Origin of the sequence: Streptomyces bluensis (genome assembly GCF_014650715.1) — a bacterium.
Classification (GTDB): Bacteria; Actinomycetota; Actinomycetes; order Streptomycetales; family Streptomycetaceae; genus Streptomyces; species Streptomyces bluensis.
Genome location: NZ_BMVM01000035.1, coordinates 1 through 16,435 on the forward strand (window position 1 = coordinate 1; position 16,435 = coordinate 16,435).

The following is a 16,435-nucleotide window of genomic DNA, read 5'->3' on the forward strand; positions in this document are numbered from 1 at the left end:
CCCTCACCCCACATCGCCTCCCGCACACCAGAAGGCAACAGCGCCAGCACCTCATCAATAGCCCGCGCGAACACCGGAAAACGCCCGTACAACTCCCGCCCCATACCCAACCGCTGAGCACCCTGACCAGAGAACAACACGGCCAACGGCCCCGGCTCGGCCACCCCTCGCGCGGCCTCCGTGAGTCCGTCGGGCGTGGCGAGCAGCACGGCGCGGTGCTCGAAGACCGGGCGGGCGGTGGCGAGTGAGTAGCCGACGTCCAGTGCCGGGTGCCCCTGCGCCTGCGCGCGGACCCGGTCGAGTTGTTCGTCCAGCGCGACCTCGGTGCGGGCGGAGACCGGCCAGGCGACGATGCCGGGAGCGACGGTGCCCTGCTGCGGCTCGGCGGTGGCGGCCGGGGTGTGCTCCTCGACGATGACGTGGGCGTTCGTGCCGCTGATACCGAAGGACGACACGCCCATGCGGCGCGGGTGGCCGGTGTCGGGCCAGTCGGTGGTGGAGGTGAGGAGTTCGACGGCGCCCTCGGTCCAGTCGACGTGGCCGGAGGGGCGGGCGATGTGCAGCGTGGGCGGCAGGGCGGCGTGTCGTAGGGCCATGACGGCCTTGATGAGTCCGGCGGCTCCGGCCGCGGCTTGAGTGTGCCCGATGTTGGACTTCACCGAGCCCAGCAGCAGCGGCCGTTCACGGTCCTGACCGTACGTCGCCAGCAGCGCCTGCGCCTCGATCGGGTCGCCCAGCCGGGTGCCCGTACCATGCGCCTCCACCGCGTCCACCTCGGCCGGCGTCAGCCCCGCCGACGCCAGCGCCTGCCGGATCACCCGCTGCTGCGACGGACCGTTCGGCGCCGTCAGACCGTTCGACGCACCGTCCTGGTTGACCGCGGAGCCCTTCACCACGGCCAGGATGCGGCGGCCGTTGCGCACCGCGTCCGAGAGTTTCTCCAGTACGACGACACCGATGCCCTCCGACCAGGTGGTGCCGTCGGCGTCGTCGGAGAACGCCTTGCAGCGCCCGTCGGACGCGAGGCCGCCCTGGACGTCGAAGCCGGCGAAGGCGGCCGGGGTCGTCATCACGGTGACGCCGCCGGCCAGGGCGAGGGAGCACTCGCCGCCGCGCAGCGCCTGCGCCGCCAGATGCAGCGACACCAGCGACGACGAGCACGCCGTGTCCACGGTGACCGCCGGGCCGACCAGGCCGAGGACGTAGGCGACGCGCCCGGATATCACGCTGGCGGCGAGGCCGGTGCCGGCGTGCCCGGACAGGTCCTCCTTCGCGGTGTGCACGAGGCGGACGTAGTCCTGGCCGTTGGTGCCGACGAAGACGCCGGTCTGACTGCCGCGCAGGCTCAGCGGGTCGATGCCGGACCGCTCGAAGGCCTCCCAGCCGGTCTCCAGCAGCAGCCGCTGCTGGGGGTCCATCGCGAGGGCCTCGCGGGGGCTGATGCCGAAGAAGCCCGCGTCGAAGCCTCCGGCGTCGTCGAGGAAGCCGCCGCGGCCCTGAAGGTCCCAGCCGCGGTCGGTGGGGAACGCGGTGATGGCGTCGGTGCCGGAGGCGACCAGCTCCCACAGCTGCTCCGGCGTCCGCACCCCGCCGGGGAAACGGCAGGCCATGCCGACCACGGCGACCGGCTCGTGGCGCCCCGACTCGGCCTCGTCGAGACGTCGCCGGGTCTCGTGCAGGTCAGCGGTGACGTACCTGAGGTACTCGACGAGTTTCGCTTCGTCCGGCATGGTCAATGCCCTTTCCTCGGTGGGAGACCGGTGGGAGATGTGACCGGTTCAGCGGTCGGTGGGTCGGCCGATCTCGCTGTCGATGAAGGCGATGAGGTCTTCGGCGCCGGCGGCGTCGAGGCGCTTGCGCACGTCGTCGTCCGCCCCCTGCCGTTCGCCGCCGCCGTCGGTGATCCGGGCGAGCAGGGCCCGCAGCCGGGCGGCGGTGCCGGTGCGGACGGCGGGGTCGAGGCCGTCGGTGTCGAGCGCACCGGCCAGGGCCGTGTCCAGGCGGTCGAGTTCGGCGCGCAGTGCGTCGGCGGGTGCCGTCGGACCGCGGCCGAGCCGCCGGGCGAGGTGCTCGGCGACGGCCAGCGGCGTGGGGTGGTCGAAAACGAGGGTGGCGGGGATCCGCAGGCCGGTGACGGTGCCGAGCCGGTTGCGCATCTCCACGGAGGTCAGGGAATCGAAGCCGAGGGAGGCGAACTCGTCCTCGGCACCGATCTGTTCGGGTGTGTCGTGGCCGAGCACGGTCGCGGCCTCGGCGCGCACCAGGTCGGTGAGGTGCCGGGTGCGCTCCGACGGACGCAGTCCGTCGAGGCGGGCGGCGAGTTCGGCGGCGCGGTTGCGGCCCGCGGCCGTGCGGCGTCCGCCGATCAGCCCGCGCAGGACGGGCGGCACCGGTCCGGCGAAGGGCAGCGCCGCGCCGGTGCGGGCGGCCGTGCGCATCAGTACGGGCCGGGCGTCGTCGCGGGCGGTGGCCGCGTCGAACAGGGCGAGCCCCAGTTCGGGTTCGAGGGGCGGGGTGCCGGAGCGGTTCATGCGCCGGATGTGGTCCTCGCTCAGTGAGCTGGTCATGCCGGAGCTGTGCGCCCAGGGGCCCCAGGCCAGCGAGTGGCCGGGCCGTCCGGTCGCGGCGCGGTGCTGGGCGAGGGCGTCGAGAAAGGCGTTGGCGGCGGCGTAGTTGGCCTGGCCGGGGCTGCCGACGACACCGGCGGTGGACGAGTACGTGACGAACGCGTCCAGGTCCAGATGGCCGGTGGCCCGGTGCAGATGCCAGGCGGCGTCGGCCTTGGGCCGCAGGACGGTGTCGAACCGGTCGGGGGTGAGGGCGTCCAGGACGCCGTCGTCGAGAACGCCGGCCGTGTGCACGACGGCGGTCAGCGGGTGTTCGGCGGGAACGCTCGCGACGAGGGCGGCCACGTCGTCCGGGTCGGCGACATCGGCGGCGGCCAGGGTGACCCGGGCGCCGTGCGCTTCGAGTTCGGCGCACAGCTCCGTGGCGCCGGGGGCGTCGGGGCCGCGCCGGCCGGCCAGCAGGAGGTGGCGCATGCCGTGCGCGGTGACCAGGTGCCGGGCGAGGATGCGGGCCAGGCCGCCGGTGCCGCCGGTGATGAGCACGGTGCCGTCCGTGCGCCAGCCGGCCGGTCCGGCGGCGGATGGGGCGGCGGCGTCGGGCACGCGCCCCAGCCGCGCCACGCGCAGGCATCCGTCGCGGATCATGAACTGCTCCTCGTCCGTGTCCGGCAGGGCGGGCAGCACGGCCGCGGTGGACGCGCCGCCGTCGACGTCGACGAGGAGGAACCGGCCGGGGTGTTCCATCTGGGCGGACCGCACCAGGCCCCAGACCGCCGCGGCGGCCGGGTCGGTGACGTCCTCGCCGTGCGGTGCGACCGCGCCGCGGGTGAGGAACACCATGCGGGTACGGGCGAACCGGTCCTCGGCGAGGAACTCCTGCGTCAACGTCAGCGCGCGGTACGTCAGTTCGTGGACCGCTCCGGCGGTGTCCTCGGGGCGGCCCGTGAGCGGGACGGCGAGCAGCCGCACCGGCGCGTCGTCACCTTCTCGTAGTTCGGCTAGGGACTTCACTGGTTCCGCGAGCGATCCGAGGGCGAGGGCCGGGTCGGTGTCGCCGGTCGTGAGGACGTACCAGGGGGCCGGGTCGGCGGGGGCGGCCGGGACGGGCCGTTCCTCCCAGTCCAGGCGGAACAGGGAGGTGCGCAGGTCGGGTCCGGCGGCGGGGGCGTCGGCGCGGCGCTCCGCGGGGCGCAGGACGACGGCGCGGGCGGTGAGCACCGGCGCGCCGGAGGGGTCGGCGGCGACGAGGTCACGTGTGTCGCCGCTGCCGGTCAGCCGTATGCGCAGTTCGGTGGCCGACACGGCGTGCAGGGACACCTCGCGCCACTGGACGGCGAGCAGCCGCTCGGGCTCGGACTGGTCGGGCTCGGTGACGAGGTGCGCGGCGTGCAGGGCGGCGTCGAGGAGCACCGGGTGCAGTCCGAACCCGGCGTGTTCGCCGGTCTCCTTGGGCAGGGCGAGTTCGGCGTACAGGTGGTCGCCGTGCCGCCAGGCGGCGCGCAGGGCGCGGGCGGCGGTGCCGTGCTCGACACCGGCGTCGGCGAGCCGGTCATAGAGGTCGTCCAGGGCGAGTTCGGTGGAATCCGGCGGGGGCCACTGGCCGGTGGCGTACCGGGTGGTGTCGGGTGCGGGGGCCGGTGGCTCGGGGGTGAGCCGGCCGTGGGCGTGCTCGGTCCAGACGACGTCCGGCTCCTGGGCGGGCCGGGTGTGGCACCACGCGGGACGGCCGCCGTCGTCGCCGGGGGCGCCGATACGGAGCTGGAGTTGGAGGGCGCCCTGGTCGGGCACCGTCACCGGCTCGGTCAGGGCGAGTTCGGCGATGTGCGGTGTGCCGACCTGGTCGCCGGCGCGCACGGCGGCCTCCACCAGGGCGGCGCCGGGCAGCCGGACCGCTCCGTCCACGGCCGAGCCCTCCAGCCAGGGGTGAAGGGTCCGCGACAGGGTGCCGGTGAGTACCAGGTCCCCGGCCCCTGCAACGGGCAGTGCGGCGCCCAGCAGAGGGTGGTCGGTGGCGGCGAGGCCGAGTCCGGTCGCGTCGGCGGAGCGCAGGGAGGCGGTGGGCCACAGCCGGCGCCGCTGGAACGGATAGGTCGGCAGTTCGGGGAGGTGCCGGGCGCCCGTGCCGGCGTACAGGGCGGTCCAGTCGACCGTGACGCCCTCGACGTGCAGGGCGGCGAGCGCGGTCACCACCGACGCCTCCTCGGGGCGGTCACGGCGCAGCAGCGGTACGGCGACGGCGTCGGGTGCGAGGCCGGCGACGAGGGAGGTGAGGCCGCCGTCGGGGCCGATCTCAAGGAAGGCGTCGGCGCCGGTGCCGGTGAGCGTGCGGACGGCGTCGGCGAAGCGGACCGGCTGGCGCAGGTGCCGCACCCAGTACGCGGGCGAGGCGAGGTCGTCGCCGGCCGGGGCGCCCGTCGCGGCGGACACGAACGGGATGCGGGGACGGTGGTGGGTCAGGGTGGCGGTGACGGTCCGGAAGTCGTCGAGCATCGGGTCCATCAGCGGGGAGTGGAAGGCGTGGGACACCTCCAGCCGGCGGGTGCGGCGGTCGCCGAGGCGGGCGAGGACGGCCTCCACGGCGGGCTCGGTACCGGACAGCACCAGCGCGGAGGGGCCGTTGACGGCACCGATGGCGACCTCGCCGGTGAGGAGGGGCACCACCTCGTCCTCGGTGGCGGCGACGGCCACCATGACGCCGCCGGGCGGCAGTTCGCCCATCAGCCGGGCGCGGGCGCCGACCAGGGCGCAGGCGTCGTCGAGGGTGAGGATGCCCGCGACATGGGCGGCGGCGATCTCGCCGACGGAGTGTCCTGTGACGTACTCCGGCGTGACGCCGAGGGACGCGACGAGGCGGTACAGGGCGACCTGGAGGGCGAACAGGGCGGGCTGTGCGTGCTCGGTGCGGCGCAGGGTGTCGGGGTCGTCGCCCCAGACGATGTCGCGCAGGCCGGGCGGGAGGTGGGTGAGCACCTCGTCGAAGGCGTCGGCGAACACCGGGAACCGGTCGTACACCTCCCGCCCCATGCCGGGCCGTTGTGCGCCCTGTCCGGAGAACACCAGGGCCGGGCGGCGTTCGGCGGCGGTGCCGCGCACGCTCTCGCCGTCGGCGAGGAGCACGGCGCGGTGGGTGAAGTGGGAGCGGGCGGCGAGGGAGCGGCCCACGTGGTGCGGGTCGCGGCCGCGCGCCCAGTCGGTCAGTGCCGTGATCCGGGCGTCGAGGGCCTCCTCGGTGCGGGTGGACACCGGCCACGGAGCGAGGGCGGCGCTCACGCCGGACGTCTCCGGCTCCGGCGCGGGAGCGCCCTCGATGACGACGTGCGCGTTGGTGCCGCTGATCCCGAAAGCGGACACGGCGATCCGCGGCGGCCTGCCCGTCTCGGGCCACTCGGTGGTGTCGGTGAGCAGGGACAGCGTGCCGGAGGACCAGTCGATACGGCTGGAGGGTGTGTCGGCGTGGAGGGTGCGGGGCAGCCGGCCGTGGCGCAGGGCGAGCACCGACTTGATGACGCCGGCGACTCCGGCGGCGGCCTGGGTGTGGCCGATGTTCGTCTTCACCGACCCGAGCAGCAGGGGCCGTTCGCGGTCGCGGCCGTAGGTGGCGAGGAGCGCCTGCGCCTCGATGGGGTCGCCGAGCCGCGTTCCGGTGCCGTGCGCCTCGACGGCGTCCACGTCGGCCGGGGTGAGACGGGCGCTCGCGAGGGCCTGGCGGATGACGCGCTGCTGGGAGGGGCCGTTGGGGGCGCTGAGCCCGTTGGAGGCACCGTCCTGGTTGACGGCCGAGCCGCGCACGACGGCCAGTACCTCGTGCCCGGCCCGTACGGCGTCCGACAGCCGTTCCACGACCAGCATGCCGATGCCCTCGGACCACACCGTGCCGTCGGCGTCGTCGGAGAACGCCTTGCAGCGGCCGTCCGCCGCCAGGCCGCCCTGGATGCTGAAGCCGACGAAGCTGACCGAGGTGGTCATCACGGTGACGCCGCCGGCCAGGGCGAGGTCGCACTCACCGGCCCGCAGCGCCTGGGCGGCCAGGTGCAGCGAGACGAGGGACGAGGAGCAGGCCGTGTCGACGGTCATGGCCGGCCCCTCCAGGCCGAACACGTACGCCAGCCGGCCGGAGATGACGCTGGCGGCGAGACCGGTGCCGAGATGGCCGCCGATGTCCTCTCGGGCACGGGTGGCGAGGTGGACGTAGTCCTGGCCGTTGGTGCCGACGAAGACTCCGGTGCGGCTGCCGCGCAGCGCCTCGGGGTCGAGTCCGGCGCGTTCGAACGCCTCCCACGACGTCTCAAGGAGCAGCCGCTGCTGCGGGTCCATCGCGAGGGCCTCGCGGGGGCTGATGCCGAAAAAGCCCGGGTCGAAGTCGGCGACGTCGTACAGGAATCCGCCGCGGGTGGTGGCGCTGCTGCCGGGGCCCGCTCCGTGCAGGGTGTCGAGGTCCCAGCCGCGGTCGTCGGGGAAGGGTCCGGTGCCGTCGCGGCCGGCGAGCATCAGCTCCCAGAACTCCTCGGGGGTGCTGACGCCGCCGGGGAAGCGGCAGGCCATGCCGACGATGGCCAGCGGCTCGTCCTGGGCCACGGGCGCGGCGCGCCGGGCGCTCCGGTCGGCGGTGGCGGCGTCGTCGAGCAGTTCGGTGAGGAGGTGGGCGGCGAGGCGGCTCGGGCTCGGGTAGTCGTAGACCAGGGTCGCGGGCAGTTTGAGGCCCGTGCCGGCCGAAAGACGTCTGCACAGCTCCACGGCGGTGAGCGAGTCCATGCCCAGCCTGCCGAACTCGTGGTCCGGGTCGATCTCGTCGCGGCCCCGGTGGCCAAGCACGGCGGCCGTCTCGGTGCGCACCAGCGTCAGCAGGTGCCGCTTGCGCTCCTTCGGGCCGAGGGGGTTGAGCCGCGCGAGGAGTTCGTCGCGGGAGGCGGAGCCGTCCGTGGCCGGTTCGGTGCGGGCAGCGGGCGGGGCGACAGGGCCGCCGTCGGGCCAGTACCGCTCCCGCTGGAAGGGATACGTCGGCAGGTCCACGCGGCGTGCGCCGGTGCCCGCGCCGACGGCGCGCCAGTCGACGGGGACGCCCGCGACATGGAGCGTGGCCAGCGCGCCGATCACGGACTCCTCCTCGCCCCGGTCGCGGCGCAGCATCGGGGTGGCGACGTCGTCGTCCGGGCCGGTGGCGAGGACCATGCCGCTGAGCACACCGGCCGGGCCGGCCTCCAGGAACGCCCCGGCTCCCGCCGTACGCAGGGCGTCCACCGCGTCGGCGAACCGTACGGTCTCCCGGGCGTGCCGCACCCAGTACTCCGCCGAACACAGCTCCTCCGGCCCGGCGATGCGGCCGGTGAGGGCCGACGCCACCGTGATGCGGGGCGGGTGGAACTCCAGCCCGGCCAGGGCCTGCCGGAAGTCGTCCAGCATCGGCTCCATGAGCGGCGAGTGGAAGGCGTGGCTCACGGTGAGGCGCGTGTGCCGCCGCTCACCGAGGGCGGCCACGACGGCGGTCACCTGGGCCTCGGCTCCGGAGAGGACCAGCGCGGTGGGGCCGTTGACCGCGGCAAGGGACACGCCGTCGGTGAGCAGGGGCCGTACCTCGTCCTCGGTCGCCTCGACGGCGACCATCACGCCGCCCGGCGGAAGGGCGGCCATCAGCCGGCCCCGGGCCGCCACCAGCGCGCAGGCGTCCGCGAGCGAGAGGACGCCCGCGACATGGGCGGCGGCCACCTCGCCGACGGAGTGCCCGGTGACGTGTCCGGCGGTGACGCCCCACGACTCCAGCAGCCGGAACAGCGCGACCTCCACGGCGAACACGGCGCACTGCGCGTGGTCGGTGCGGCTCAGCAGCGCCTCGTCCGTGCCCCACATCGCGTCCCGGACGCCGGTGTCGAAGTGGCCGAGTACCTCGTCGAGGGCGGAGGCGAACTCGGGGAAACGGGCGCTCAGTTCGCGGCCCATACCGAGCCGCTGGCTGCCCTGGCCGGGGAAGACGACGGCGAGGGGACGGTCGGCGCCCAGGCCACGGGCGAGTTCGGTCGTGCCGTCGGGGTGCAGGACGGCACGGTGTTCGAGGGCGGCACGACCGGCCAGCGTCCAGGCCACGTCCCGTGCGTCGAGCCCTTCGGCGGCCGACCTGATCCGGGTGATCTGGGCGTCGAGGGCGGCCTCGGTGCGGGCGGAGATCACCCACGGCAGGAGGGGGGTGGCGGGGGCGGCGCGGTCCGGATCCGCTCCCGGGGCCCCGGCCGACGCGGGGTCCGGACCCGGCGCGGTGGCCGACGCGGGGTCCGGTTGCGTTGCGTTGGGCGGCGTCCGGTTCGGTTCCGGGGCGCCGAGGGGTGGCGGCGGTGCTTCCAACCCGCTTGCGCTGGGCGGCTGTTCGAGCAGGACGTGTGCGTTGGTGCCGCTGATGCCGAAGGAGGACACGCCGGCGCGGCGGGGGCGGCCGGTGTCCGGCCAGGGGTGGTTCTCGGTGAGCAGCCGTACGGCCCCGCTCGACCAGTCGACGTGCCGGGACGGCGGGTCGGCGTGCAGGGTGCGGGGCAGGACGCCGTGCCGCATCGCCATCACGGTCTTGATGAGCCCGGCGGCACCGGCTGCGGCCTGGGTGTGGCCGAGGTTGGACTTCACCGACCCCAGCAGCAGCGGCCGTTCGCGGTCCTGACCGTAGGTCGCGAGCAGGGCCTGCGCCTCGATCGGGTCGCCGAGGGCCGTACCGGTGCCGTGCGCCTCGACGGCGTCCACGTCGGCCGGGGTGAGCCCGGCGCCCGCGAGGGCCTGGCGGATGACCTGCTGCTGGGAGGGGCCGTTGGGCGCGGTGAGCCCGTTGGAGGCACCGTCCTGGTTGACGGCCGAACCCCGCACCACGGCGAGGACCTCGTGCCCGTTGCGCACGGCGTCCGACAGCCGCTCCACGACGAGGACGGCGACGCCCTCGGACCACCCGGTCCCGTCGGCGCCGTCCCCGAAGGCCTTGCAGCGGCCGTCGCCGGCGAGGCCGCCCATGCGGGAGAACCCGGCGAAGCCCACCGGCGTGGACATGACGGTGACCGCTCCGACGAGGGCGAGACCGCACTCACCGCCGCGCAGCGCCTGCCCGGCGAGGTGGAGGGCGACGAGGGAGGAGGAGCAGGCGGTGTCGACGGTCAGGGCCGGGCCCTGAAGGCCGAACACATACGCCAGCCGCCCGGAGGCGACGCTGGTGTTCAGGCCGGTGGTGGCGTGGGCCTCGACGTCGACGGAGGACTGCATCACGAGGGTGCCGTAGTCCTGGCCGCTGAGGCCGACGAAGACGCCGGTGCGGCTGCCGCGCAGGCTGTGCGGGTCGAGGTCGGCCCGTTCGAGCGCCTCCCACGCGGTCTCCAGCAGGAGCCTCTGCTGCGGGTCCGTCGCCACGGCCTCGCGTGGGGAGATCTCGAAGAACGCGGCGTCGAACTCGCCCGCGCCCCGCAGGAATCCGCCGGCGACCCCGTCGGCCGAGGCGACGCCGGTGTGTTTCTCCCAGCCCCGGTCGTCGGGCATGCCGGAGATGGCGTCACCGCCGGCCGCCACGAACTCCCACAGCTCTTCCGGCGAGGTGATGCCGCCGGGGTAGCGGCAGGCCATGCCGACGAGGGCGAGCGGTTCGTCCGTGGGGCCGGTGCCGTGGCCGGCTCCGCTGCCGGGGGCGGTCCGCGTCACGGGGGCGTCGCCGACGACGCCCTCCTCGATGAGTTCGCCGAGGAGATGGACGGCGAGACGACGTGGCGTGGGGTAGTCGAAGACCAGCGTGGCGGGCAGGTGGAGACCGGTGGCGGTGGCCAGCCGGTTGCGCAGTTCGATCGCCGTCAGCGAGTCGACGCCCAGCCGGCGGAACTCGCTGTCGGCGTCGACCGCCTCGCTGGTGCCGTGGCCCAGCACACCGGCCGCCTCGGCCCGCACCAGCTCCACGAGGTGGCGGCGCCGTTCGTCGGGCCTCAGGCCCGCGAGCCGGTCCACGAGCGCGCCGCGCGTGATCGTCCCGCTGCCGGCGGTGCGTCTGCCGGGGCGGACCAGGCCGCGCAGCAGCGCGGGGACGGGGACGCCCGGGGGCAGGGGCGTGCCGCCGACGGGCAGCGGGGCGAGGACGGCCGCGTCGGTGGCGAGCGCGGCGTCGAAGAGGGCGAGGCCCTGCTCGGAGGTCAGCGGCGGGAGTCCGAGGGCCGAGACGCGCCGCTGGTCGCGGTCGGACAGCGCCGCGGTCATGCCGCCGCCGTCCCGCTCCCAGCCGGGCCAGCGCAGCGACAGCGCGGGCAGCCCGTGCGCGCGGCGGTGCTCGGCGAGCGCGTCGAGGAAGGCGTTGGCGGCGGCGTAGTTGGCCTGGCCGGGGCTGCCCATCAGACCGGCGGTGGACGAGTAGAGCACGAACGCGGCCAGATCCAGGTCGCGGGTCTGCTCGTGCAGGTGCCAGGCCGCATCGGCCTTGGGCCGCAGCACGGTGTCGAGCCGGTCGGGGGTGAGGGCGTCCAGCACGCCGTCGTCGAGGACGCCCGCCGTGTGGACGACGGCGGTGAGCGGGTGCGCGGCGGGGACGGCGTCCAGCAGGGCGCGCACGGCGCCGGGCGCGGTGAGGTCGCAGGCGACCAGGGCGGTCTCGGCGCCGTGCGCCGCGAGTTCCTGCTGGAGTTCGCGGGCGCCGGGCGCGTCGGGTCCGCGGCGGCCGGCGAGCAGCAGGTGCCGTACGCCGTGCCGGGTGACGAGGTGGCGGGCGAGGAGGCTGCCGAGGCCGCCGGTACCGCCGGTGACCAGGACCGTGCCGTCGGGGTCCAGGGCGGGCGGCAGGGTGAGGGCGAGTTTGCCGGTGTGCCGGGCGAGGCTCATGAAGCGGAACGCCTCGGCGGCCCGCCGCACGTCCCAGGAGCGCACCGGCAGGGGCCGCAGGGCGCCGTCGGCGAACAGCGCGTCGAGTGCCGTCAGCATCCGCCGGATGCCGTCGGGTTCCACCCAGCCCAGGTCGAAGGGCTCGTAGCGGATGCCGTCGGGGAGGGTGTCCGCGGAGCGCAGATCGGTCTTGCCCATCTCCAGGAACCGGCCGCCGGGCCCGAGCAGTCGCAGTGAGGCGTCGACGAACTCGCCGGACAGCGCGTTGAGGACAACGTCGAAGCCGTCACCCGCCGCGGCGGCGAACCGGTCGGCGAAGCCGGTGTCGCGGGACGAGGCGATGTGGTCGTCCGCGACGCCGAGTTCGCGCAGCACGGGCCACTTGCTCTCACTGGCGGTGGCGAAGACCTCCGCGCCCAGGTGGCGTGCGAGTTGGATCGCGGCCATGCCGACACCGCCCGCGCCCGCGTGCACGAGGACCTTCTCGCCGGGCCTGACGTCGCCGAGTTCGACGAGCGCCCGGTAAGCAGTGAGGAACACCAGCGGCACCGAACCGGCCGTCTCCCAGGACCAGTCGGCGGGTACGGCGGTCAGCTGCCGTTCGTCGACGACGACGCTCGGCGCGAAGCCGCCGGCGACCATGCCCATGACGCGGTCGCCGGGCCGCCACAGCTCGGCCTCGGGGCCCGCCTCGACGACGACACCGGCGGCCTCGGAGCCCAGCAGCCCGGCCTCGCCCGGGTACATGCCGAGCGTGCTCAGCACATCCCGGAAGTTGATACCGGCGGCCCGCACCGCGACGCGCACCTGCCGTCCCGTCAGCTCCTCGTGCTCCGCGGGCGTCAGGGCGAGCCCGTCCAGGCTCCCGCGGTCGGTCACGTCCAGCCGCCACGGCCCGGTCACCGGGGGCACGAGCCCGGCACCCGCGCCCCGCGCCAGCCGCCCGACGCGCAGTTCCCCGTCGCGCAGGACGGCCTGCGGTTCGGCGTCGTCGAGCAGGGCGGGCAGGGTCGGCAGCAGCGCGGCGGACGCGTCGTCGGTGTCCACCAGCAGCAGACGGCCGGGGTGTTCGGCCTGTGCGGACCGGGCGAGTCCCCCTACGGCGGCGGCGCCGGGATCGGGCACGTCCTCGGTGTCCGTCGCTGCGACGGCGCCCCGTGTGACCAGCAGCAGACGGGAGCGGCGGAAGCGGTCGTCGGTGAGGAAGTCCCGCAGCAGGGCGAGGACGTGGCGGGTGGCGGTACGGGCCGCCTCGGCGCCCTCGCCCGACCCGGTGACGGACACCACGAGGTGGCGCGGTGCCCGCCCGTCCGGCAGCGCGTCCAGTGTCGGCACGTGCGCGGCGCCCTCCAGATGCGCCGCGAGCCCGAACGGGTCCTCGCCGACCAGGGCCCAGCCGCCTCGCGCGGCGGCCGGCACCTGGTGGTTGTGCCACTCCAGGCGGAACAGCGACCCGGCCGGGTCGGGCAGGGCCGTCGTGGCGGCGGCGTCGGGTGCGGCCCGCAGGGTGAGCCCGGCGACGGAGAGGACCGGGGCGCCCTGCGCGTCGGCGGCGTCGACCACGACGGTGTCCGGGCCGGTGCGCAGCAGCCGGGCGCGCAGCAGTGCGGGTCCCGAGGCGTGCAGGGTCACCTCACGCCACTCGAACGGCAGCAGGCGCTCGGTGTCGTGGTCCAGGGCGGCCGCGTGCAGGACGGAGTCCAGCAGGCCGGGGTGCACGCCGTACTCGCCGGTGTCGCGGACGGAGGCGTCCAGGGCGATCTCCGCGAACAGTTCCTCACCGCGCCGCCACAGGGCGCGCAGTCCGCGGAAGGCGGGGCCGTACTCCAGGCCGGCGGCGGCGTAGCGGTCGTAGCGGCCGGTGATGTCGACGGGCCGCGCGTCGCGCGGCGGCCACTCGGCGGCGTCGAACCGAGCGGGCTCGGCGGCGTCCGGGGCGAGCCGGCCGGTGGCGTGCAGGGTCCAGGGTGCTTCGGGCCGGTCGGCGGGCCGGGAGTGGAACCACAGCTCGCGGCGCCCCGTCCCGTCCGGTCCGCCGATTTTCAGCTGTACCTGTACGGCGCCGTCCTCGGGCAGCACGAGCGGTACGGCGAGGGTCAGTTCGGCGACGCGGGCGCAGCCCACCTGGTCCCCGGCGCGGATCGCCAGTTCCAGGAAGCCGGTGCCGGGGAAGAACAGCATGCCGCCGACGCGGTGGTCGGCCAGCCAGGGCTGCACGGCGGGCGACAGGACACCGGTGAGCACGAGGTCGTCGGAGCCGGCCACGACCATCGCGGCGCCGAGCAGCGGATGCCCGACCGCTTCGAGTCCGGCGCCGGTCACCTCCAGGGTGCGGGCGCCACCGGCGGGCCAGTACCGCTCGCGCTGGAAGGCGTACGTCGGCAGGTCCACGCGGCGTGCGCCGGTGCCGGCGAAGAACGCGGCCCAGTCGACGGCGACGCCGTGGACGTGCAGCGCGGCGAGGCCGGTGACGAGCGCGGGCTCCTCGGCCCGGTCGCGCCGCAACAGCGGCTGTACGACGGCCCGTTCGGGCAGGCAGGCGCGGGCGGCGGCAGCGAGTACGGTGTCCGGGCCGACCTCCAGGAAGGCGGTGGCCCCGGCCTGAGCGAGGGCTGTCACCCCGTCGGCGAAGCGCACGGTCTCGCGGACGTGCCGTACCCAGTACTCCGCCGAGCACAGCTCCTCCGGTTCGGCGATGCGGCCGGTCAGCCCGGAGACGACGGCGAGTTGCGGGGCGTGCCAGGTCAGTCCTTCGGTGACCTCACGGAAGTCGTCCAGGATCGGGTCCATCAGCGGTGAGTGGAAGGCATGGCTCACCGCGAGCCGGGTGTGCCGTCGCTCCCCCAGCGACGCGAGCAGATCCTCCACGTCCTCCTCGGCGCCCGACAGCACGAGGGAGCGCGGCCCGTTGACGGCCGCCACCGCCACGCCGGGCGTCAGCAGCGGCCGTACCTCGGCCTCGGTCGCCTCGACGGCGGCCATCACGCCGCCCGGCGGAAGAGCGGCCATCAGCCGGCCGCGCGCCGCCACCAGCGTGCAGGCGTCCGCGAGGGACAGCACCCCCGCCACATGTGCCGCGGCGATCTCGCCGACCGAGTGCCCGGCGACGAACTCGGCGCGCACGCCCCAGGACTCCAGCAGCCGGTACAGCGCGACCTCCACGGCGAACAGCGCTGCCTGGGTGTGGTCCGTACGGTTCAGCAGCGCGTCGTCCGTGCCCCACATCACCGCGCGCAGCCCGGGGTCGAAGCGGGCCAGCGCCTCGTCGAGCGCGTCGGCGAACACCGGCAACCGGGCGTGCAGTTCACGGCCCATGCCGAGCCGCTGGCTGCCCTGCCCGGAGAACAGCAGGGCGAGCTTGGGCCGGCCGGTGAGCTGGCCGTGGACGGTGCCGGGGCCCGTGGGGTCGGCGAGGGCGGCCGGGTAGGGCGTGTGGTCGTCGGCGGGGGCGACCACGGCGGTGCGGTGGTCGAGGGCGGCGCGGGTGACGGCGAGGGAGTAGGCGACGTCGAGGGGCCGCGGCCTCTCGTCACCGGCGAGGAGGTCGCGCAGGCGTTCGGCCTGCTCGCGCAGGGCGGCCGGGGTGGCGGCGGACAGCAGCCAGGGCAGGGCGCCGGGCGTGCGGTCGGGGGCCGTCGGCTCGGGCTCCGCCGGGGCGGGCGGGGCCTGTTCGAGGATGACGTGGGTGTTGGTGCCGGTCACACCGAAGGAGGAGACGCCGGCGCGGCGCGGGTGGCCGGTGTCGGGCCAGGGCCGCTCGGTGCCGAGGACCTCGACCGCGCCGGACGTCCAGTCGACGAGGCGGGTGGGGGGGTCGGCGTGCAGGGTGCGCGGCGCGATGCCGTGCCGGATCGCCATGACGGTCTTGATGACGCCGGCGACACCGGAGGCGGCCTGCGCATGGCCGAAGTTGGACTTCACCGACCCCAGCAGCAGGGGCCGGGCACGGTCCTGGCCGTAGGTGGCGAGCAGGCTCTGTGCCTCGATGGGGTCGCCGAGCGGGGTGCCGGTGCCGTGTGCCTCGACGACGTCGATGTCGGCGGGGGTGAGCCGGGCGGCGGCGAGGGCGGCGCGGATGACGCGCTGCTGGGAGGGGCCGTTGGGGGCGGTGAAGCCGTTGGAGGCGCCGTCCTGGTTGACGGCGGAGCCCCGGACGACGGCCAGCACCTCGTGGCCGCCCCGTTCGGCGTCGGAGAGCCGCTCCAGCAGCAGCACTCCGGCGCCCTCGGCCCATCCGGTGCCGTCGGCGCCGTCTCCGAAGGCCTTGCAGCGGCCGTCCCGGGCGAGCCCGCCCTGCCGGCTGAACTCGACGAGGGGTCCGGGTGTCGCCATCACGTTGACGCCGCCGGCCAGGGCCAGGGTGCTCTCGCCGCTCCGTAGCGACTGGCAGGCCAGATGCAGCGCGACGAGGGACGAGGAACACGCGGTGTCGACGGTCAGCGCGGGCCCTTCCAGACCCAGCGTGTAGGAGAGCCGCCCGGACAGGGCGCCGGCGCCGATGCCGCTGCCGACCTCGCCGTCGGCGTCGGCCAGGGAGCGCAGCACGAGGTGGGCGTAGTCCTGGCCGTTGGTGCCCATGAAGACGCCGGTGCGGCTGCCGCGCAGGGTGGTGGCGTCGAGGCCGGCGCGTTCGATCGCCTCCCAGGAGATCTCCAGCAGCAGGCGCTGCTGGGGGTCCATGCGCTGTGCCTCGCGCGGGGAGATGCCGAAGAAGGCGGCGTCGAAGTCGGTGACGCCGTCGAGGAAGCCGCCGCGGGTGCTGAGTTCGTGTCCGTGCTCGTCGACTCCGGCGGTGCTGAGCGCGGTGAGGTCCCAGCCGCGGTCGGCGGGCAGCGGGGACATCGCGTCGGTGCCGTCGGCGACGAGCCGCCACAGGTCCTCCGGGGAGCGCACACCGCCGGGGTAGCGGCAGCCGATGCCGACGACGGCGATCGGCTCCGTGGCGGCGGCGGCCAGCTGCCGGTTCTTCCTGCGCAGACGGTCGACGTCCTTCACGGCGGCCCGCAGGGCCTGGACGACCTGCTCGCTGGGCTTCGTGGTCATGGCTGGCTCCG

Annotated in this window: 2 protein-coding genes; both read right to left on the reverse strand. The window is 75.4% G+C overall.

Going from position 1 to position 16,435, the window contains the following annotated elements; all coding sequences use genetic code 11:
• On the reverse strand, positions 1-1,736 hold a 1,736-nt coding region (locus IE262_RS38810; RefSeq protein ID WP_373305239.1), incomplete at its 3' end, for a type I polyketide synthase.
• 42 nt (positions 1,737-1,778) lie between these two features.
• Positions 1,779-16,424: a type I polyketide synthase gene (locus IE262_RS38815; protein ID WP_189880325.1), complete on the reverse strand. Its 14,646-nt coding sequence runs from the start codon at positions 16,422-16,424 to the stop codon at positions 1,779-1,781.
• Positions 16,425-16,435: the final 11 nt, after the last annotated feature.